General features: G+C 55.3%; 19 protein-coding genes. 18 read left to right on the top strand and 1 reads right to left on the bottom strand.

Annotated elements, in window-relative coordinates; translation table 11 throughout:
• The first annotated feature begins 59 nt into the window (after positions 1-59).
• Entirely contained in the window at positions 60-3353 is a 3294-nt protein-coding gene (locus AC3G2T_RS06405) for an S-layer homology domain-containing protein (RefSeq protein ID WP_488434903.1), read from the top strand.
• A gap of 43 nt (positions 3354-3396) precedes the next feature.
• Here AC3G2T_RS06405 and AC3G2T_RS06400 read toward each other — a convergent pair whose 3' ends face one another.
• A complete protein-coding gene (locus tag AC3G2T_RS06400; RefSeq protein ID WP_488434902.1) occupies positions 3397-4314 on the bottom strand; it encodes a LysR family transcriptional regulator in 918 nt (305 codons plus the stop codon).
• Positions 4315-4455: 141 nt separating this feature from the next.
• Between AC3G2T_RS06400 and AC3G2T_RS06395 the strand changes: the two genes are divergently transcribed.
• From AC3G2T_RS06395 to AC3G2T_RS06315, 17 genes are all read left to right on the top strand, one after another.
• The gene (locus tag AC3G2T_RS06395; protein WP_488434901.1) at positions 4456-5661 is read left to right on the top strand and encodes an acetyl-CoA C-acetyltransferase; all 1206 of its coding nucleotides are present in this window, start codon (positions 4456-4458) and stop codon (positions 5659-5661) included.
• 23 nt (positions 5662-5684) lie between these two features.
• Positions 5685-6374 (top strand): CoA transferase subunit A, encoded by a 690-nt coding sequence (locus tag AC3G2T_RS06390; protein WP_488434900.1) that lies wholly within the window; start codon positions 5685-5687, stop codon positions 6372-6374.
• A gap of 30 nt (positions 6375-6404) precedes the next feature.
• Positions 6405-7073 carry a 3-oxoacid CoA-transferase subunit B gene (locus AC3G2T_RS06385; RefSeq protein ID WP_474679560.1) on the top strand — a complete coding sequence of 223 codons (669 nt, stop codon included), beginning with the start codon at positions 6405-6407 and terminating at the stop codon, positions 7071-7073.
• Between the two features lie 220 nt (positions 7074-7293).
• Positions 7294-8250, top strand: coding sequence for a thiamine pyrophosphate-dependent dehydrogenase E1 component subunit alpha (locus AC3G2T_RS06380; RefSeq protein ID WP_474679849.1), 957 nt, complete (start codon positions 7294-7296; stop codon positions 8248-8250).
• Positions 8251-8283: 33 nt separating this feature from the next.
• Positions 8284-9261, top strand: a complete 978-nt coding sequence (locus AC3G2T_RS06375; protein ID WP_488434899.1) for an alpha-ketoacid dehydrogenase subunit beta — start codon at positions 8284-8286, stop codon at positions 9259-9261.
• A gap of 22 nt (positions 9262-9283) precedes the next feature.
• Positions 9284-10672, top strand: coding sequence for a dihydrolipoamide acetyltransferase family protein (locus AC3G2T_RS06370; protein WP_488434898.1), 1389 nt, complete (start codon positions 9284-9286; stop codon positions 10670-10672).
• Between the two features lie 19 nt (positions 10673-10691).
• Positions 10692-12062, top strand: coding sequence for a dihydrolipoyl dehydrogenase (lpdA, locus tag AC3G2T_RS06365; protein WP_488434897.1), 1371 nt, complete (start codon positions 10692-10694; stop codon positions 12060-12062).
• A gap of 17 nt (positions 12063-12079) precedes the next feature.
• Entirely contained in the window at positions 12080-13369 is a 1290-nt protein-coding gene (locus AC3G2T_RS06360; RefSeq protein WP_488434973.1) for an NAD(P)H-dependent oxidoreductase, read from the top strand.
• 408 nt (positions 13370-13777) lie between these two features.
• Entirely contained in the window at positions 13778-13927 is a 150-nt protein-coding gene (locus AC3G2T_RS06355) for a hypothetical protein (protein ID WP_488434896.1), read from the top strand.
• Positions 13928-14466: 539 nt separating this feature from the next.
• On the top strand, positions 14467-15438 hold the full coding sequence (locus tag AC3G2T_RS06350) for a sugar-binding transcriptional regulator (protein WP_488434895.1): 972 nt from the start codon (positions 14467-14469) through the stop codon (positions 15436-15438).
• Between the two features lie 143 nt (positions 15439-15581).
• On the top strand, positions 15582-15959 hold the full coding sequence (locus AC3G2T_RS06345) for a transcriptional regulator GutM (protein ID WP_474679555.1): 378 nt from the start codon (positions 15582-15584) through the stop codon (positions 15957-15959).
• 13 nt (positions 15960-15972) lie between these two features.
• Positions 15973-16503, top strand: a complete 531-nt coding sequence (gene srlA / locus AC3G2T_RS06340; RefSeq protein WP_474679554.1) for a PTS glucitol/sorbitol transporter subunit IIC — start codon at positions 15973-15975, stop codon at positions 16501-16503.
• A gap of 18 nt (positions 16504-16521) precedes the next feature.
• Positions 16522-17538: a PTS glucitol/sorbitol transporter subunit IIB gene (srlE, locus tag AC3G2T_RS06335; protein ID WP_488434894.1), complete on the top strand. Its 1017-nt coding sequence runs from the start codon at positions 16522-16524 to the stop codon at positions 17536-17538.
• A gap of 32 nt (positions 17539-17570) precedes the next feature.
• On the top strand, positions 17571-17939 hold the full coding sequence (locus AC3G2T_RS06330) for a PTS glucitol/sorbitol transporter subunit IIA (RefSeq protein ID WP_474679552.1): 369 nt from the start codon (positions 17571-17573) through the stop codon (positions 17937-17939).
• Positions 17940-17960: 21 nt separating this feature from the next.
• Positions 17961-19262 (top strand): NAD(P)H-dependent oxidoreductase, encoded by a 1302-nt coding sequence (locus AC3G2T_RS06325; protein WP_488434972.1) that lies wholly within the window; start codon positions 17961-17963, stop codon positions 19260-19262.
• A 1-nt stretch (position 19263) separates the two neighbouring features.
• Positions 19264-20928 carry a phosphoenolpyruvate--protein phosphotransferase gene (ptsP, locus tag AC3G2T_RS06320; protein ID WP_488434893.1) on the top strand — a complete coding sequence of 555 codons (1665 nt, stop codon included), beginning with the start codon at positions 19264-19266 and terminating at the stop codon, positions 20926-20928.
• A gap of 21 nt (positions 20929-20949) precedes the next feature.
• A complete protein-coding gene (locus tag AC3G2T_RS06315) occupies positions 20950-21216 on the top strand; it encodes an HPr family phosphocarrier protein (protein WP_474679550.1) in 267 nt (88 codons plus the stop codon).
• Positions 21217-21342 lie beyond the last annotated feature (126 nt).

The raw sequence follows: 21342 nt of genomic DNA, 5'->3' as shown, positions 1-21342 counted from the left end.
TCGATTTCGCTAGAATGAGCGTATCTACACAGAAATACTTTAGAGGGGGATAAAAAGATATGAAAAAAAGCTTAAAAGTGATCGCTTCCGCAGCTTCAGCATTCTTGATGTTCACATCGGCAGCAATGGCTGACACAGCGGCAACAACCGGCACTTCCGCTACTGCGACTGCAGCAGCCAAAACATCCGCCGATTTTAAAGATCTGGCTAACGTTGATGCAAGTCTGAAAGCAAAAATTGACGCTCTGTTGAAAGCCGGCGTGATTGAGGGCGTATCTGCCGATTCCTTCGGCATCGACCAAAACATGACTCGCGCTCAAGCTGCAAAAGTGCTGACGCTGATCTACAACGTTAAAGTTGACGATTCCGTTAAAACTTCCGGCTTCTCCGACGTTAATGCTGACGACAAAGCAAACGGCTGGGCAATTCCTTACATCGAAGCCGCTAAAAAAGCAGGTCTGATCGACGGTGTAACGGACACTGCCTTCGCTCCCGGCGACAAGGTTACGCTTGGCCAACTCGCTGCTATGCTCATTAAAGGTCTTGGCAAGAAAGTTGACGTATCCGGAACTCCTTGGTACAAAGATGCAGTCGCTCAAGCAGCAGCTGACAAGCTTCTTCCGGAAGGCGTTGACGGCGCTCAAGCTGCCACTCGCGCTGACCTCGTAACAGGCGCGTTCGGCGGACAAGAAGCTTTTGCTGCTCAAAACAAGCCTGCTGCAGTTTCCGTTAAAGAAGTTAAAATTACCGGCGTGAAGACGGTCCAAGTTATTTTTGATCGCGACGTTGATACTGCAAAAGCTGCGCTGTCCCTGAAGAATGGTTCGGCAGCTGTAACAACAACAACCAAATGGTCTGACGACAAGAAATCGGCTGCGCTGACTCTGACCGATACGAAGCTGATGGCAGGCGAGTACACGGTAACTCTTGCCGGTTTGGATGCAGCTGATATCAAGACAGCAACCGGTACCTTCACCGCTCAGGACGAAACCGTTCAAAAGCTGGAATTCGTCACGACAAGCGATTCGATCGCTTACACCAGTCATGCTGCCGTAACGCTTAAGGCTACGAACCAATATGGCGAAAATGCTTCCTTTACATCCGGTGCCTACTCTGTAATTGCTGGAAACAACAACGATGTTCAGCCGATTATCAGCAAGAATGATGATGGGACACTGAAAATCAAGATGAACACCAAGAGCCTGACGAATGCACAGCAAAACGTATCTGTCATCCCGGTGAACGTATGGTTCATCGATACGCACCTTTCGGTCAGCAAAAACTTCACTCTGGGCGTTGCGCCGTTTGTAACTAAATTGGAACTCGGCGATGTAAAATATACGACCGGTACGGCGATCAACAAGCTGGGAGAAGTGGCTGCGATTGCCTTGAAGCTCTATGATCAATATGGCGGCCTTATCGGAACTGACAGCGACGCTTATTCCAGCGCCAACCTGAACACTCTTTTCACTCCTTATGAAAGCAACCTGCAAGTGGATAAGACGTATGTAAACACGGATCATCCGAACGACCCTTTTGTTCGCGTGTATCTGCTGAACGATCAGGAGAAGTCCGGCGATTACAACCTGCAAGTTTATTATCAAGGTTCATCAGCGACTACAAAGATCAGCGTTAAATGCGCAGCGGTCGCTTCCAAAGTTGCTATCGGCGACTTGGACGGCGTAATTGCTTCCGGAGATAGCGATGTTTATATTCCGATTCTCGCGTACGATGAAGCCGGCAATCAACTGAGCACTGATGACCTGATCGCCGATAAGAACCGCGATCGCATTCATTTGTCGGTTTCCGGTGCAGGTTACGAAGCGAAGATCATGAACACGGGTGACAAGAAGGGCACTATTCACATTCCTATGGTGACCGCTCCTGCGAAGAGCGTTATCTCTGTCACGGCATACATTGCAACAACCGGTGCCAGCAGCACATCTACGAAGAATTATACCATCGCTGATGTCCGCACTCCTGATCGTCTGAAGATCGCTACTGAGCCGGCTAAGAAAATCGTTGCCGGAACTAACTCTTACACGCCGTTCGTTGTTCAAGCTATCGATCAAAACGGTTCCAGCCGCGATAATTTCTACATCCTTAACAACGCTGGCGCAATGGTAACAACTGCAACTCCAATTACCGGTGTTCCGGCGTCCGCCACTGATGTCCTGACTGCCGGCGTTGTCGGTAATGTATACTACTATGCGCGTGTTACTCAGTCTGGAACGAACTCGACTAACTTTATGATTACACCGTCCGCCGATAACAAAGTAAATGCGGATCCGGGCGTTCCAACGACACCGGTTACCGGAAGCGGTGCGGCTTCTACCGTATCACCCGCTAACTTCGGCAGCCTGCTGAACAAACGTTTGGCGTATTTCGATCTGGGTAACGGCACCTATGCTTATAGGATTACCGACTTCGACAGACTGAACGACACTTATCGTATTTATGCTTTTCCAGGTGCTAACGGCACTGTAACGTTCAAGGTAGAATTGGTTAAAGCTTTGATTACTGCTGTCGATGCGTCAGGCAACATTACTGCAACGAAAGAAACAGTAATAGATACTCAAACAAGAAGTGTAGACGTTGTTCCAAGTACCGCGGATCTGACATACTCGCTTAACAGTATAGCGACACTTTGGAATGCGCTGGATAGCGGAGTTATCAAGGATACCAGCTATGTAAATTCAGCCGGAACAACAATAACGGTTGATGATGATGCGGTGCAAAAGGCGGCTCCATACAGCAAATTTGCTCGTGAAATCACGATATCCGCTAAACATGCATCCGGCGATGCGGTTGCAATTCCGAAGAAAATTACGGCAGTTGTTACTTCCAATCCAAGCGTCGCTCAAGCAGTTTATTGGACCAACCCGGCTACTAATGATCAAAAAGCATACGTCATCGGTAAAAAAGCCGGTACAGCCATAGTCAGCGTAACATTCCAGGCCAATGACGGAACGCAAAAGCAGTTGTCCACTACAGTAACGGTTAAGGGCGATGCACTGACAGCTGATTATCTGAAAAATGGGAATACCGGAGTACAAGCCTTCACATTTTCTACAGCCGGTGTAATTGCCAACGCATGGGATGCTATGAACTTGTCCACTTTTGACAACTATAACGTAGAGTACAATAAGCAGGCAGCCCTTCAGTATAACTACTTGCTGGGTGTAACGTTCTCCTTCTCAAACGTGAAGCCAATCAATAGCGCTCTTGCACAAGGTTCTATTTCCATCGATCAATATGGCAACATCTCCACAACCGGCGGCAACGTAACCTTCGACGTAACAGCTACCGCGCCCAACGGTAAGTCCGTGACAACTCCGTTCAAGATCAACTAACGATTCAAAAAAAAGGAGATCCTTCCGGGATCTTCTTTTTGTCTCATTTGTTGCCTGGGGGGCATTTCCCGCGCTCCTCCTGCGCGAAAAAATCCCGCACATACTGCACCCAGCCTCTGGCGGCGTAAGAGAGGTAGCTGTTTTTCCGCCAAATGATGGCGATGTTCCACTCGATAGTGGGCTTGACAGACGGGATGACCGCGATATGCGAAGGATCGAGCTTGTGGCAAACCGTCTCCGGCAAAAAGGCAATGCCGTGATTGGCGGCGACCATCTCGCTGATAAAATCCCACTGCGTGCTTTCGTACGCGATGCTCGGCTCGAAGCCCTCGCGAATGCACGCTTCGCGGACGCGGTCGTACAAGGCGAAGCCTTGACGGAACACAATGAACGGTTCCCCGGACAGCTCGCCGAGAGCTACTTCGCTTCTGTGAGCAAGCGGATGTGCGTTATTAACGATCAGCATCAACTCCCGCTCGACCAGCGGCACGATCTCGAAAACTTCCGCGTCGACAGGCAGCACGACGATGCCCAGATCAATGCTTCCGGCGAGCAAAGACTGTTCGATCTGCCTGCTGCCTTCTTCGATAACTTGAATATCGACTTGCGGATGTTCGTTTCGAAACCGGCTGATGATTTTGGGGAAAAAGCTGGAGCCTACGACGGGAGGCAGCCCCAGTTTGAATTTGCCCTTTTTCATTTGGGCGACGTCCGCCAGTGCGGCGGAAAAATCGTCGATCGCTTTAAAAATCAGCTGCGCATGAAGGTGCGCCACTTCGCCCGCATCGGTTAACCGAACCCGCCGCGTGGAGCGGTCCAGCAGGACGACGCCAAGATCGTCTTCCAGCGCTTTCAGCATTTTGCTTAACGTCGGCTGCGATACGTGGAGGTTTTGGCTTGCTTTTGAGAAGCTGACTTGATCGGCTATTTCCCGGAAGTAGCCCAGCTGTCTTAGATCCATAATGAACGCACCTCTTCATTTATAGCATTATCGCATAAATACTATTCGATATATGTATTTTACCTATAAAAGACAGAGGAGTAAACTGGAAAAAGAAAGCGTTTTACACAACCGCATTTATCATGCAGGAGGTCACAAATAATGAACCCACGCGACGTTGTCATCGTAAGCGCGGTGCGCACGCCGATCGCCAATTTTAACGGCGCATTGAAAGACGTGTCCGCCGTGCGGCTCGGTTCGGTCGTCATTCAAGCCGCTCTAAAGCAGGCGGCCATCGAGCCGGCCCAAGTGGACGAGGTGCTGATGGGCAACGTGCTCCAGGCCGGCCTCGGGCAAAACCCGGCGAGGCAAGCGCTTTTGGCGGCGGGCCTGCCGCAGGAAATTCCGGCCGCGACGATTAACAAAGTGTGCGGCTCTGGGCTCAAAGCCGTACATCTCGCCTGGCAGTCGATCGCATGCGGCGAGAGCGACATTGCCGTCGCCGGCGGCATGGAAAATATGAGCCAGGCGCCCTATTTGCTGCCCGGAGCGCGCGGCGGCTACCGGTTGGGCGACCGGAGCGCTGTCGACAGCATGATCCGCGACGGCTTGTGGTGCGCGTCGGGCGATTATCACATGGGCGTCACGGCGGAACATTTGTGCGACCGGTATGCGCTCACCCGGGAGCATCTGGATCGGTTCGCGTGCGAGAGCCAGCGCAAAGCGGCGGCGGCTGTCCGGGCAGGCCGGTTCAAGGACGAAATCGTGCCCGTTGAGATCCCGCAGCGCCAAGGTGCCGGTGCCGGACCGGTCGTGGTCGACACGGACGAGTATCCGCGCCCGGATACGACCCTGGAGGCGCTGGCCCGCCTGCGTCCGGCTTTTCAAAAAGACGGACGCGTAACCGCCGGCAACTCGTCCGGCATCAACGACGGCGCCGCCGCGCTCGTGCTCATGAGCGCGGCCAAAGCCAAGGAGCTCGGGCGGAGGCCCCTCGCTGCGATTCGCGCCAATGCGGCGGCAGGCGTAGACCCGGCCCTGATGGGCATCGGTCCGGTGCCTGCAACGCGCAGGGCGCTGGAGAAAAGCGGGCTCGCGATGGCGGATATCGGCCTGATCGAAGCGAACGAAGCGTTCGCCGCGCAGTCGCTGGCCTTCGCCGGCCATTTCGAATTCGACCCGGCCATTTTGAATGTGAACGGAGGGGCGATTGCTTTGGGGCATCCGATCGGGGCCAGCGGGGCGCGCATTCTCGTTACCCTGCTTCATGAAATGAAGCGCAGAAGCGAAGTCAGGTACGGCCTTGCCGCCCTGTGCATCGGCGGGGGCCAGGGCATTGCCACCATTGTGGAAAGGTGGAACGAATAAACCTTGCGGGAGGCTATGAAAGCATGAAAACCATCTTAACTTCTTTTGCGGAAGCGGTTAGTGAAATACGGGATGGCGCTACGCTGATGGTAGGCGGATTCGGTCTGGTCGGGATTCCGGAAAATTTGATTCTCGCTCTGGCGGACAAAGGAACAAAGGACTTGACGGTCATTTCCAACAACTGCGGCGTCGACGACTGGGGGCTCGGCTTGCTGCTGCGAAACAGGCAAATCAAAAAAATTATCGCCTCCTATGTAGGCGAAAACAAGGAATTCGAGCGCCAGGTGCTGGCGGGCGAAATCGAAGTGGAGCTGACACCGCAGGGCACGCTGGCCGAAAGAATCAGGGCGGGAGGCGCGGGAATCCCGGCCTTTTACACGCCGGCAGGGGTCGGAACCCCCATCGCGGAAGGCAAGGAAATACGCCGGTTCAACGGGACGGATTATATGCTCGTCCATGCGCTCACCGCCGATTTCAGCTTCGTTCGCGCTCATGTGGCGGATACGATGGGCAATCTGGTCTATAACAAAACGGCGCGGAATTTCAACCCGATGATGGCTGCGGCGGGGAAAGTGACGATCGCCGAGGCGGAGCGGCTGGTCGAAGCCGGGCAAATCGATCCCGAACACATTCATACGCCGGGCATTTACGTGCAAAAGCTGATCACAGGCCGGCAGCAAAAACGGATCGAAAAACGGACGACGACAGGATGACCCGCATAATAATGGGGAGGAGCAACGACGATGGAAGAAAAACAGCTTTCATTGCGGGAGAGAATTGCAAAGCGGGCGGAAAAAGAAATTGAGAGCGGTTTCTACGTAAATCTGGGCATCGGAATTCCGACGCTGGTCGCCAATTTTATTTCCGCTCATAAGCAGGTCGTACTGCAGTCGGAAAACGGGCTGCTCGGCATCGGGCCGTACCCGGCTCCGCACGAAGTCGATCCCGATCTCATCAACGCCGGCAAAGAGACGGTGACGACGATCCGGGGATCGTCTTTTTTCAGCAGCGCCGATTCGTTCGCCATGATTCGTGGCGGGCATATTGACCTGGCGATTCTTGGAGGCATGGAAGTGTCCCGCAGCGGGGACTTGGCCAACTGGGTCATTCCCGGCAAAATGATCAAAGGGATGGGCGGCGCGATGGACCTTGTGCACGGCGCCAAGCGCATCATCGTCATCATGGACCATGTGAACAAAAACGGGGATCCGAAAATACTTGACCAATGCACGCTGCCTCTTACGGGCAAGCAGGTAGTGAACCGGATCATTACGGACCGCGCGGTCATCGACGTAACGCCGAACGGTCTGCGCCTCGTCGAAGCGGCTGCCGGATATACGGTTGAAGACATTCAGCGCGCCACGCAGCCGAAGCTTTTCATAGATGAACATATTGTGCTCGACGCTTATTGAAGCTATGCAAAATAAACAAGAATAAACAAAATTACGGTACCGGTCTCTTGCGCCATTCGTGCGTGCAGAGGCCTTTTTTGTTTGACAAAGCCCGCTCCCTGCAAGAATTTCTTGACAAAGAATAGGGTGGGGAGTACTATGGTTTTACAAATGTAATTAATTAAAACATATGTAAAAGGAGGGTCCGCAAGTGGCTGTAAAGTTCATTCAGAAGACGGAAATGTCTACGGAAAAATTGTTGGATCTGTACTATCAAATGTGGCTTGTGCGCTATTTTGACGAAAAAGTGGACGAATTTTTTGCCAAAGGTCTTATTCATGGAACGACCCATCTGTGCGTCGGGCAGGAGGGAACGGCTGTAGGAGCTTGCGCCGTACTGGAAGAGAGGGACAAAATTACAAGCACGCATCGCGGGCACGGACATTGCATTGCCAAAGGCGCCGAAGCGAGCAAAATGATGGCCGAGCTGTTCGGCCGCGAAACCGGCTACTGCAAAGGAAAAGGCGGCTCCATGCACATCGCCGACGTCGATAAGGGAAATCTCGGAGCCAACGGCATCGTCGGCGGAGGCATCCCGATTGCCGCCGGAGCGGCGCTTACCTCCAAGATGAAAAATCTCGGGTACGTTGTGCTGTGCTTTTTCGGCGACGGAGCGAGCAATGAAGGAAGCTTCCATGAAGCGGTCAACCTGGCGGCGGTTTGGCAGCTGCCTGTCGTTTTTTTCTGCGAGAACAACCAATACGGCATGTCCGGCCCGGCCAAAGAGATGATCGGCGCCGAGCATATCGCGGACCGTTCCAAAGCTTACGGCATTCCCGGCGTTGTCGTCGAGGGAAACGATATTTTCGAAGTGATGCGGGTGACGAAAGAGGCGGTCGACCGCGCGCGGTCCGGAGCCGGCCCGACATTGATCGAAGCGAAAACGTACCGCTGGAAAGGGCACTCGAAAAGCGATGCCAAAAAGTACAGAACGAAGGAAGAAGAGCAGTTCTGGAAAGAAGAAAAAGATCCGATCGTCCATATGGCTCAAAGATTGCTGGACGAACAGGTAGCTTCGCAGGATGAACTGGCGCGGCTGCAGCAGCGAGCGCTGGAAGAAATCGAAGCGGCCGTGAAGTTCGCGGAGCAAAGTCCGATGCCGTCTATGGATGCTCTTGAAGAGGACGTATATGCATAAAGCCGGGGAATCACGGCCGGGAGGAGAACAAACATGAGGGAACTCACCTATTTGGAAGCGGTTAAAGAAGCGATGTCGCAAATGATGAGGGAAAATGAGGACGTTTTTGTGCTCGGCGAAGACATCGGCGTATATGGCGGCGCTTTTGGCGTGACGAGAGGGATGATCGAAGAATTCGGTCCCGAAAGAATCCGCAATACGCCGATTTCGGAATCGGCGATCGCAGGCGCGGCCGTCGGGGCGGCGCTGACCGGGATGAGACCGATTTTGGAGCTGCAATTTTCCGATTTTATTACGATCGCTACGGATCAAATCGTCAATCAGGCGGCCAAAATCCGCTACATGTACGGCGGCAAAGGAAAAGTGCCTATGGTGCTGCGCACGCCTGCAGGTTCCGGAACGGGCGCAGCCGCGCAGCATTCGCAAAGCCTGGAGGCCTGGATGGCGCACATTCCCGGGCTGAAGGTCGTTCAGCCGTCGACGGCGTACGATGCCAAAGGTTTGCTGCGGGCGGCGGTCGAGGACGATAATCCCGTCATTTTTTACGAGCACAAATTGCTGTACAGAACGAAAGGCCCGGTTCCCGAAGAGCCTTACACATTGCCGCTCGGCAAGGCGGATGTGAAGCGCAAAGGCAGCGATGTTACGGTAGTCGCCACGTCGATTATGGTTCACAAGGCGCTGGAAGCCGCGGAATTGCTCGACCGGGAAGGCATCAGCATCGAAGTCGTTGACCCGAGAACGCTCGTTCCGCTTGATATCGAAACGATTGTCGAGTCTGTCAAACGCACCGGACGCCTGGTCGTCGTCCATGAAGCGGTGAAGCGCGGGGGATTCGGCGCGGAAATCGTCAGCCAAGTGACGGAAAGCGAAGCGTTCGATTATTTGGATGCGCCGATACAGCGGCTGGGGGGGATGGCGGTGCCGATTCCGTACAATCCGTTTTTGGAAAAGAAAGCGGTTCCCCAAGTCGACGATATCGTCCATGCGGTTAAATTGACGCTGAAGTAAAGCGGCAGGAGGCCTGAGCAACATGTTGAATGAAGTGTTTATGCCCAAGCTGGGCATGACGATGGAAACAGGAACGATCATCAAATGGTTCAAGGAGGAAGGGGAGGCGGTCCGGCAGGGCGAGGTGCTGCTGGAAGTTTTGACCGACAAAATCAATATCGAAGTCGAAGCCTACCACTCCGGACTATTATTGAAGCGTTACTATGAGGAAGATTCCGTTGTTGCGGTTAATCATATTATCGGCTATATCGGCGAAGCCGGCGATCTGGCCCCCGACGGCCCGCCGGACGCCGCAGGCTTGGCGCAGGATAGCGGCGGCGCCACGCAGGAGCGGGATGCGGCGGCAGAGCAGGATGCGGCTGCCGCGGCTTCGCCGGACGGCCAAGAAGCGGCCCGCCCGGCGGGCAAGCCGCGCGCTACGCCCGCAGCCCGCAAAGCCGCTCGGGAGCGCGGCATCGAGCTGGCCGCGGTTGCCGGCAGCGGCGAGCACGGGCGCATTCACCGCACGGACGTCGAGCGCCACGCCGCCGATGCTGCGGCCGCGCAGCAAGCGCTGGCGACGCCGCTTGCGAAGCAGATCGCTGCAGCCGGCGGCCTGCAGCTCGACGCGATCGCGGGCAGCGGCGACCGCGGCAAAATCGTCCGCGCGGACGTCGAGCGCGCGCTTCATGCAGGCGCGGCGAACAGCGCCGCCGCCGAGCCGTCATCCGCGCAGGCGGGTGCGCAGCGCACGGTCAAGCTGCAGGGCATGCGCAAAATTATCGCGCAGCGCATGGCGCAAAGCGCCTTTACGGCGCCGCATGTCACCCTCACATCGACTGTCGACATGACGGCGGCCAAGGCGCTGCGGGCCGAACTGCTGCCGGTTATCGAGCGGCAGACGGGACTACGCATTTCGTATACGGAAATTTTGCTTAAAGCGGTTTCAGCCTGTCTGGTTCGCCATCCGCTCCTCAATGCGCGCTGGAAAGACGACGAAGTCGTGCTGAGCGATCGCGTCAACATCGGACTGGCCGTGTCCGTGAAGGATGGCCTGATGGTTCCGGTTATTAACGGCGCAGAGCAAATGGGACTGGCCGAACTGGTCAGGAAGTCGAAGGAGCTGGCGGCCGGCGCGAGAGACAATAAGCTGAAGCCGGAAGATTTGAGCGGGGGCACGTTCACCGTAAGCAACCTGGGGATGTATGCGGTCGATTCGTTCACGCCGATTATTAATCAGCCCGAGGTGGCCATTCTTGGCGTGGGCCAAATTCAGGATCAGCCTGCGGCTGTTGACGGCCAAATTGCCATTCGCCCGATGATGACGATCAGTCTGTCGTTTGACCATCGGGTTATTGACGGCGCTCCTGCGGCGGCATTTTTAACCGATTTGAAAAACGTGCTGGAGCATCCTTTTCAATTACTAGTCTGAGGTCTGAGGTGAAAATCTAATGAACGCTTACGATTTGGCTGTACTTGGCGGAGGCCCGGGGGGATATGTCGCCGCTATTCGCGCCGCCAGGCTCGGGCTATCCGTTGCGCTGATCGAAGGGTCCGAGCTCGGCGGGACTTGTCTGAACCGGGGCTGCATTCCTTCGAAGACGCTGCTCCATATGGCGGAAATCGCCGAAGCGATCCATAAAGCGCACGATTGGGGCATTCAAACGGGTCCGGTCTCTTTTTCCTGGAAAACGATGCTGGACCGGCAGTCGCAAGTGATCGGGCAGCTGCGCAGCGGCATCGCCGGGCTGCTGAAAGCGAACAAAATCGCCCACATCCGCGGTTGGGGCCAAGTGACCGGCGTTGGCGAGATCGCCGTACAAACCGCAGAAGGGGATATCGCTGTCAGCGCGCGGAAAATCATTTTGGCGACCGGCTCGAAGCCTTTTGTTCCTCCGATTCCGGGACTGGCCGAAGCCTCGTTCTATACGAGCGATACGATTTTTCAAATGGAGCGCATTCCGGCTTCGCTGGCGATAATCGGGGGCGGAGTCATCGGCGTGGAGTTCGCAGCGATGTTTTCCGCGTTCGGCTCCGAGGTAACGATCATCGAAGCTGCCGAGCGCATCGTGCCGGGTGAGGACGAAGCGGCTTCGCAAGCGCTGGCGAAGGCGCTCAGGCAGCGCGGCGTGACGATTTTGACGGGCACGAAAGTCGAGCATGTCCGGCAGGCGGGTGCGCACGTCCATATTGCGGCGTCCGGGAAGTCGAGCGAGCTGTCGGCGGAAGCGCTCTTGGTCGCAGTGGGGCGGGTGCCCAATCTCAAAGGGCTGGAGCACTTCGCTTTGGAAATGAACGGCCGCTATGTCAAGGCGAACGAGCGGATGGAAACGAGTGTGGATAACGTATACGCCATCGGCGATCTCATAGGGGGATGGCAGCTCGCTCACGTTGCGAGCGCGGAAGGCTTGGTCGCCGCATCGAACGCGGCCGGGAAGCGGGAATCCGTCAATTACAAAATTATTCCCAGATGCATATACACCCATCCGGAAATCGCCAGCGTCGGCATGACCGAGCAGGAGGCGAGAAACAGCGGGCTGCCCGTCAAGGTACACACCTACTCGCTGAGGGGCAACGGGAAGGCGATATCGATGGGCGAATCGGACGGATTCGTCAAACTCATCGCCGATGAGCGGTACGGCGAAATTTTGGGCGTTACGATGGTCGGGCCCCATGTCACCGATATGATCGCTACTTCCTCCGCATTTATGCATTTGGAGGGAACGGCGGCGGAATGGGCCAAGCTGATTCATCCGCATCCGACGGTGTCGGAAGCTTTCTTTGAAGCGGCCAACGGATGGCTGGGATTGGGAGTTCACTAGAACGGGAGGAAGATATGATGATGAACTTGAACAAAAAGCTGCTGGAGCTTGACCGCCGAGGCGGGGTTATCCGCGTGGGCCTTGTGGGAGCGGGCCAAATGGGAAGAGGGATGATCTCGCAAATCGAGAGCATGAAAGGGATGCGCGTGGCGGCGACGGCCGACGTGCGCGTCGAGAACGCCCGCAACGCGTACCTGTACGCCGGTGTGAAGCCGGAGCGGATCGTAGAGACGCGGGAGCTGGAAAAAGCGGAGCGCGCGATCGGGCAGCAGCATGTCGTCGTCACCGACGATATGCACCTGCTGCTGGCGCTGCCGAACATCGACGTGATCGTCGATGCGACCGGGGTGCCGAGCGTCGGCGCGGAAATCGCTTGGAAAGCGATTTTGAATAAAAAGCACATCGTCATGCTTAACGTCGAAACGGACGTAACCGTCGGCCCGCTGCTGAACAAAATGGCGGCCTCCGCCGACGTCGTCTACACGGGCTCCGCCGGGGACGAGCCTGGCGCGGTGATGGAGCTGTACAATTTTGCCGACGCCATCGGCTTCGAGGTTGTGGCGATCGGCAAAGGCAAAAACAACCCGCTCAACGTGCAAGCGACGCCGGATTCGGCGCGGGAGGCGGCGCTGCGTGTCGGAGCGAACCCGAAAATGATCGCTTCGTTCCAGGACGGGACGAAGACGATGATCGAGATGACCGCGGTCGCCAATGCGACCGGATTTATACCCGACCGGCCGGGGATGCACGGCCCGAGCGCGCAGGTGAGCGAGCTGACGGACATATTGCGGCTGAAGGAAGACGGCGGGATTTTAGAGCGGACGGGTGTGGTGGAGTACGTCAACGGCGTCGCGCCGGGGGTGTTCGTCATCGTCACATCGGATAAGGAAGAAGTCCGGCATGAGATGGAATACTTGAAAATGGGAGCAGGCCCGAACTACGTGCTATTCCGCCCGTATCATTTGACGAGCCTGGAGACGCCGCTGTCGGTGGCGAGCGCTTACTTTTACAAGGAGCAGACGATTGCGCCATGGAAAGGGCTTGTAGCGGAGACGGTAGCGGTCGCGAAAAAAGATTTGCAGCCGGGAGACCGTCTGGACGGCATCGGCGGGTTTACGGTATACGGGACGATCATGACGGCCGCGGATGCGAAGCAGTGCGGCGGTCTGCCGATCGGACTCGTGCAGGCGCAGACGGTGAACCGGGCCGTCAAGGCGGGGGAGGTTATTACCTACGACGCCATCGAGCAGACGTCCCATTCTGTCATTTGGGAACTGAGAAAGCTGCAGGACCGAGAAGGCTATTGAGAAATGCGCCCGGCCGGAGTTGGCGCGTCCGCTCTTGGCCTTTTGGCTGTGCGGAAATTTGCTGCAAACGAGACTGCAGGTAGGTTAAAGCAGCGCATTCCTATTTGTTAGTGCGAAGAAAACTTGCAATAATCAAATTGTTATGAAAGCCGCGGGTTGGGGGAACCAGAGGGGCGCAGCACTGCCCAGCGTTCGCACCGCGCACAGCACCCAAGCGTTCGCATCGCGCGCAGTTCCCAGCGTTCGTACCGCTTGCAGTTCCCAGCGTTTGCACCGCGCACAGCACCCAGCGTTCGCACCGCTTGCAGTTCCCAGCGTTTGCACCGCTTGAAGTTCCCAGCGTTCGCATCGCGCACAGCACCCAGCGTTCGCACCGCTTGCAGTTCCCAGCGCGCGGTGTTACGCTGCATGACGGCGATCGGTCGACCACTTACCGGGGCTGCTGGAAAACCTGCAAAAGTGCAGGAATTTCCTGCAATAATGGTCCATTTTAGCGAAAAACCTGCAAAAGTGCAGGAATTTTCGCTAAAAGTGAACCTGAACCCATCTCCCCGCTGAAAAGCCTGCACATTTGCAGGAATTTTTCATGGCCGGCGACCAAGAGCGCAAATTCATGTATTTTTGCAGGTTTTTTTCGTGCAGTCAGCCAGATTGTGGTATCGCCCTCTGACGTGGGGGTTTTTCAAGAGATTTCATGGCCGGCGACCAAGAGCGCAAATTCATGTATTTTTGCAGTTTTTTTCGTGCAGCCAGACGGATTGTGACTATCGACTCGGACGCGGGGGGGTTCAAGGGCGCATTAGGAGCAAAAAGCCGGACAATCTTTCACAGGTTTTTTTTCGCACAGCCGGGCAGAACTTTTCCGCACCCGACACAGCTAGGCGGGTATGTGCGCCCAGCTCCTGCTTACGGGTTTCTCGGCAGCCTGCGGAATCAGGCGGTTTTTGCTTAAACAGGGCTTGCTTCGGCTTGCTGAAATCGGCGAATCCACCTTCGGCGCAAACCGGCGAGGGTGGATTTTTCCTCATTGAAGGAATGGAATCTGTCCTATATTATGATATAATCTGGATATTGATTACGGGTGATGGGATTGATCTATGATGACTGATGAGGAAAAGAAATTTTTGCTCAAAATTAGCCGGATGTACTATTTCGACGAATGGACGCAAGCCGAGATCGCCAAAAAAATCGGCGTTTCCAGGCCGATTATTTCCAAAGCTTTGCAGAGAGCCCGCAATGAAGGGCTGGTCGAAATCATTATTCACGACGACGGCTTTCCGACGATCGATATGGAGCAGGAAATTGAAAGCGTTTATTCTCTGGAAGACGTCATCGTCGTGCCTACGGCCGAAATGCCCCCTGAGATGAGCAAAACCGCCGTTTCCAAGGCTGCTGCGGCGTACATCGCCAAGCACCTGAAGGACGTGTCCAGGCTCGGCGTATCCTGGGGCAGAACGCTGCACGGCATCGTCAAGGAGTTCCCGAGCGACGCTTACGAGCAGCTCAAAATTATCCCTTTGGTAGGGGGGATGGGCTCCAACCGGATTGAGCTCCATTCCAATCAAATCGCCTTCGAGCTGTCCAAAAAATTAAGCTGCAGCTGCGAGTCGCTGTACGCGCCCGCCATCGTGGAAAGCGGCAGCCTGCGCGATCTGCTGCTGCAAACGCCGACCGTCGCCGATGTGCTGGAAGAAGCGAGAAGCATCGATATGGCCGTTGTAGGCATCGGCAATCCGTTCGTGCAGTCGACGATGGAGGAAATCGGGTACCTGGCCCGGGCGGAAATGGAAGATATCCGGAAGGCCGGGGTCGTCGGCGACATCAACTCCTGTTTTATACGCGCAGACGGTTCCATTGCCACAAATACGATCAACGAGCGGGTCATCGGCGTCAATGTCGAGGATTTGCGCAAAGTAAGCAAAGTAGTCGCGGTTGCGCAGGGCACCCACAAAGTGGAGAGCATTCTGGCTACGCTTGGCGGAGGATACATCGACGTGCTTATTACCGACGAGCAGACAGCGCAGGACCTCGTGCGAAAAATGAATAAAAAGAAGTCGACAATCTCATAATAAAGACGCAAAGGGTTGCATGAATACATGCGATCCTTTTGTTTTCAAGAGAAATATTGTTATTGACACCAAAAATGAAAGCGGTTTATAATACAAATGTAATTAAGTAAAACAAATGTAAATCGAGATTGAGGTGAGGTAAAGTGCAATGGTGGAATTCGGCAATATTGCTGCTGATCATTGCGTGGTTTCTCCAAGTCGCCCTTAGCTTTGTCCAAACGAAACATTATCAGCAAACGGTAAGAACGATGTCGAATCAGGGGTCGGGATTTTTAGGAGTGGGAGTGGTGAAGAGGCGGCTGGGCATCGGATCCGTTGTCATCTTGGTAACGAATCCGGAATGCATCGTTACCCAAGCCAAAGAGTTGACCGGAGTTACGGTCTTCGGACGGTTCAAGCCGGCGAAGGACTTCATCGGACGATCGGTTAACGAACTAGAGAATGAGCGCTCGGCGCACTCGCGTTATCATGCGGTAAGACAGGCCGCGGCCAGAATCAAACAACAGCTCGCCCAACAATAAGGAGGGAACTCGAATGGATTTTCTCGTACATGTAGCGGAAGGGTTTATCGGGATGTTTCAAGCCGGGGGCAAAACGTTCGTCGGATTGCTTACAGGCATTATCCCGACCCTCATTTGTTTAATCACGGTGATCAATGCGATCATCAAATTCGTCGGCGAAGAGCGGATCAACCGCTTTGCCCAAAAAACGACCAAATACGCTTTGCTGCGCTACACGGTGTTTCCGATTCTTGCCGTATTTTTTATGACTAACCCGATGTGCTACAGCTTTGGCAAATTTTTGCCCGAACGTCAAAAGCCCGCTTTTTACGATTCGGCCGTATCTTTCGTCCATCCGATTACAGGGCTGTTCGCCCACGCCAACGCTTCCGAGCTGTTCGTATATCTGGGTATCGCAAGCGGCATTACCGCGCTGAACCTTTCGCTCGGGCCCTTGGCGATCCGGTACTTCCTCGTCGGCATTATCGTCATCTTGATCCGCGGTCTCGTTACGGAATGGATTACGGCGTCCATGCTGCGCAAAAAAGAATCTCAAGCCCTCTAATCGAAAGGAGACGGCAACATGACAACTGGCACAACTTATCATGCTGTAAGGGTCAGCAAAGGAACCGGCGGATGGGGAACGGGCTTCGTCGTTCAGCCGGATGAGAACAGGAAATATATCGTGTCCGTTACCGGAGGCGGCATCCACCCGGTCGCGCAGGCGATCGCCGATATGACCGGCGCAGAAGCGAAGGACGGCTTCAGCACGGCGATCGAAAGCGACGAGATGGCGTGCGTCATCATCGATTGCGGAGGTACGGCCCGCTGCGGCGTATATCCGAAAATGGGCATCTTGACGCTGAACGTGCATGCGACTTCGCCTTCCGGTCCGCTAATGAAATACATTAACGAAGACAACTTCGTCTCGGGCGTAACCGTAAGCTGCATATCCCCTCTGGACGGAAGCGCGGAAACGGTGCAAGCTCCGGCCGCAGCGCCCAAGTCGGTCGCGGAAATTAAAGCGGACGCCAAGGCCCGGGCTAAGGAAATGTATCCGAAGGGCCAGAAATCCAGTTTTATCGTCAACATCGGCCGCGCTATGGGCAACGTCGTCAGCGTGTTTTATCAGGCGGGCCGGGAAACGATCGATATGGTGCTGAAAAATATTTTGCCTTTCATGGCTTTTGTAAGCGCGATCATGGGTATCATTGTCTACACGGGAATCGGCGATCTGATCGCCAAATTCGTCACCCCGCTGGCCGGCAACCTGATCGGTCTGATCATTCTCTCCATCGTTTGCGCGATTCCGATCCTGTCGCCGATGCTCGGGCCGGGAGCGGTTATCGCTCAAGTCGTCGGGGTGCTGGTGGGCACGGAAATCGGCAAAGGATCGATTCCGCCGCAGCTCGCTTTGCCCGCATTGTTCGCGATTAACCCGCAGGTAGGGTGCGACTTTGTCCCGGTCGGGCTAACGCTGGGCGAAGCGAAGCCGGAGACGATTGAGGTAGGCGTGCCGGCGGTGCTGCTATCCCGTCAAATCACCGGACCTATTGCCGTCCTTGTCGCTTACTTGTGCAGCTTTGGCTTGTATTCCTAATATAGAAACGAAAAAACGCGGAGGTGTTGGAGTTGCAAATTTTATACGATGCAGCCATTACTGAAATTGGCGACGATGTCCCCATGATTGTTGAAGAAAACATGTTGATTTTTTTCGATCAAAAAGTACCGAAAGAACTGCACGACGTAGCCGTTCTGCATAAGGACGGAAGCCTTGCGGACGATATCCGGGACGGCGATACGCTGGTGCTTGGCGATGCCGAATATCCGATTATTTTTGTGGGAGATACGGCCAATTCTACGATTCGTTCGCTGGGCCACTTTACCGTCAACTTCACCGGCGATACGTCGGAAGCTTTGCCCGGAAGCATCTACGTGGAGGCCGGACCGGTTCCCGAAGTGAGCGCGGGCTCCTCGCTCCGCTTTGTTAGAGACAAATAAACGAATCCTGGGAGGGAAACCATCATGAATTTGAATCAAAAGCTGCTGGAACTGGACCGCCGAGGCGGGGTTATCCGCGTGGGCCTTGTGGGAGCGGGCCAGATGGGAAGAGGGATGATCTCGCAAATCGAGAGCATGAAAGGGATGTGCGTGGCGGCAACGGCCGATGTGCGCGTCGAGAACGCCCGCAACGCATACCTGCACGCCGGTGTGAAGCCGGAGCGGATCGTGGAGACGCGGGAGCTGGAAAAAGCGGAGCGCGCGATCGGGCAGCAGCATGTCGTCGTCACCGACGATATGCACCTGCTGCTGGCGCTGCCGAACATCGACGTGATCGTCGATGCGACCGGGGTGCCGAGCGTCGGCGCGGAAATCGCCTGGAAAGCGATTTTGAACAAAAAGCACATCGTCATGCTCAACGTCGAAACGGACGTCACCGTCGGCCCGCTGCTGAACAAAATGGCGGCCTCCGCCGGCGTCGTCTACACGGGCTCCGCCGGGGACGAGCCTGGCGCGGTGATGGAGCTGTACAACTTTGCGGACGCCATCGGCTTCGAGGTTGTGGCGATCGGCAAAGGCAAAAACAACCCGCTCAACGTGCAGGCGACGCCGGATTCGGCGCGGGAGGCGGCATTGCGCGTCGGAGCCAACCCGAAAATGATCGCTTCGTTCCAGGACGGGACGAAGACGATGATCGAGATGACCGCGGTCGCCAATGCGACCGGATTTATTCCCGATCGGCCGGGTATGCATGGCCCGAGCGCGCAGGTAAGCGAGCTGACGGACATATTGCGGCTCAAGGAGCACGGCGGGATTTTGAACCAGACGGGTATCGTGGAGTACGTCAACGGCGTCGCGCCGGGGGTGTTCGTCATCGTCACATCGGATAAGGAAGAAGTCCGGCATGAGATGGATTATTTGAAAATGGGAGCAGGTCCCAACTACGTGCTGTTCCGCCCTTATCATTTGACGAGCCTGGAGACGCCGCTGTCGGTGGCAAGCGCTTACTTTTACAAGGAGCAGACGATTGCGCCATGGAAAGGGCTTGTAGCGGAGACGGTAGCGGTCGCGAAAAAAGATTTGCAGCCGGGAGACCGTCTGGACGGCATCGGCGGGTTTACGGTGTACGGGACGATCATGACGGCCGCGGATGCGAAGCAGTGCGGCGGTCTGCCGATCGGACTCGTGCAGGCGCAGACGGTGAACCGGGCCGTCAAGGCGGGGGAGGTTATTACCTACGACGCCATCGAGCAGACGTCCCATTCTGTCATTTGGGAACTGAGAAAGCTGCAGGATCAGGCTCTTCTTACTGGAGGGTTGTAATATGCTGCAAGGAATTTCGGCTTCTGCCGGCATCGCGATCGGCCGCGTGCTGATCGTTGCCAGAGAAGAAAGAAACTTGAGCAAACAAGTTATCGACGAAGCACATGTGACGGACGAAATCAACCGGTTTCTGCAAGCTCTTGAACGAGCGAAAGAGCAGCTGAAATCTCTTATAGACGAGTTGGAGCGTACAGGAAACGTCCAGGAAGCCGGAATTTTGGAAGGACAATGGTTTTTGCTGGACGATCCCGAGCTTAAGCAGGACGTAACCGGCAAGATCGGCGGCGAGCGGGTTGCGGCGGCTTGGGCGGTCCACGAAGTTTTTCAGCAATATGCCTTGGCGTTCGAGTCGATTGAAGATGCTTACATCAAGGAACGAATTGCCGATATGAAAGATGCCGAAAGCCGGCTGCTGGATGAAATTACGGGCGCGACCAACACGGACCTTGGCGCTCTTGCCGAGCCTGCCGTTATTTTGGCCCATGACTTGACGCCTTCCATGACGGCGCAAATGAACAAAACGATGGTGCTGGGGTTCGCCACCGAAGTGGGCAGCCAGACGAGCCATACCGCTATTATGGCCAGAACTTTCGGGATACCGGCTGTGGTCGGCGTAAAAGATTTGCTGTCCGCATTCGAGCAAGGCGACACTGTCGTATTGGATGGAGAAGCCGGCCGCATCGTGAAAAATCCCGACGGCGCACAGCTCCAAGCGTATGCGCAAAAAAGAAGCGAATACGCCGATTTCAGAAAAAAGTTGGACGACATCCGGCATATGCCGGCAAAGACGAAGGATGGCAAAACATTCGACTTATATGGTAACATAGGGAAACCGGAAGAAGCCGAAGCGGTGTTGAAGCACGGCGGCGAAGGCGTCGGGCTGTTCAGAACGGAATTTCTGTTCATGGACAGAAGCGAAATGCCTTCGGAAGACGAGCAGTATGAAGCGTACCGAAAGGCGCTTGACACGATGGAAGGCAGACCGGTGATCATTCGGACGCTCGATGTCGGCGGAGACAAGGAAATTCCTTACCTTCCGATTGACAAGGAATTCAACCCGTTTCTCGGCTGGCGCGCGATCCGTTACTGTCTGGCTGATCCCGTCTTGTTTAAAATCCAGTTGAGAGCTCTGCTGCGCGCGGCCGTTCATGGCGATCTGCGCATCATGCTGCCGATGATTTCCGGCTTGAAGGAAGTGGAGGACGCCAGGAAACTGCTGGATGAAGCGATGCAGGAGCTTGCTGCGCGCGGCGCCGACTTCAAACGGGAAGTTCCCGTCGGCATCATGATCGAAGTTCCCTCCGCGGCGCTCATTTCCGACCGGCTTGCCCGGCATGTGGACTTTTTCAGCATCGGGACGAACGATCTGATCCAATATACGGTGGCCGCGGACAGAATGAACGAAAATGTAAGCTACTTGTACGACGCGCAGCATTTGGCCGTATTGCGGCTGATCGACATCGTCTGCACGAACGCCAAAAAATACGGCAAGCACGTCGGCATGTGCGGCGAAATGGCCGGAGACCCGCAGATGGCTCCGCTGCTCGTAGGGCTTGGCGTAGACGAGTGGAGCATGAGCCCGTCGCAAATTCCGCTGGTCAAGCAAGCGATCGCGGGCCTAACGGAAAGCGATTGCATCCGCCAAGTGCGCGAGCTTTTGAACTGAAACCGGGAAGGAGCACAAAAGATGATAACGCAAACAGTGACTGTACAAAATCATACGGGTCTGCATACGCGTCCCGCCAAAGAAATCATCAAAATGGCCGGCTCGTTCCGGGCGCAAATTACGCTGCAAAAAGAAAACAAGGTGGCGAACGCGGCAAGCTTTATCAGCGTGCTGTCCTTGGGCGCTCCGAAAGGAACCGAGCTTCTGATTAGCGCCAGCGGTGAAGACGAAGAGCAGGCGCTGCAGACGATCGTCGCCTTTTTTAACAATAAATTCGGGGAAGAATAACGAACTTGCAGGCAACTCTAGCTTTGACAGTAGATTTGCCTCTTTCCTTTTTAATGAACGATCGCGGATTGCGGCTTCATCCTGATGTTGCCGTTACGGATTTAGGTTATACTATGCATAGAGAGA

The organism is Paenibacillus sp. sgz302191, from assembly GCF_057749925.1.
Note: the sequence above shows the minus strand (reverse complement) of the source record. Positions and strands in the feature narration are given on the sequence as shown.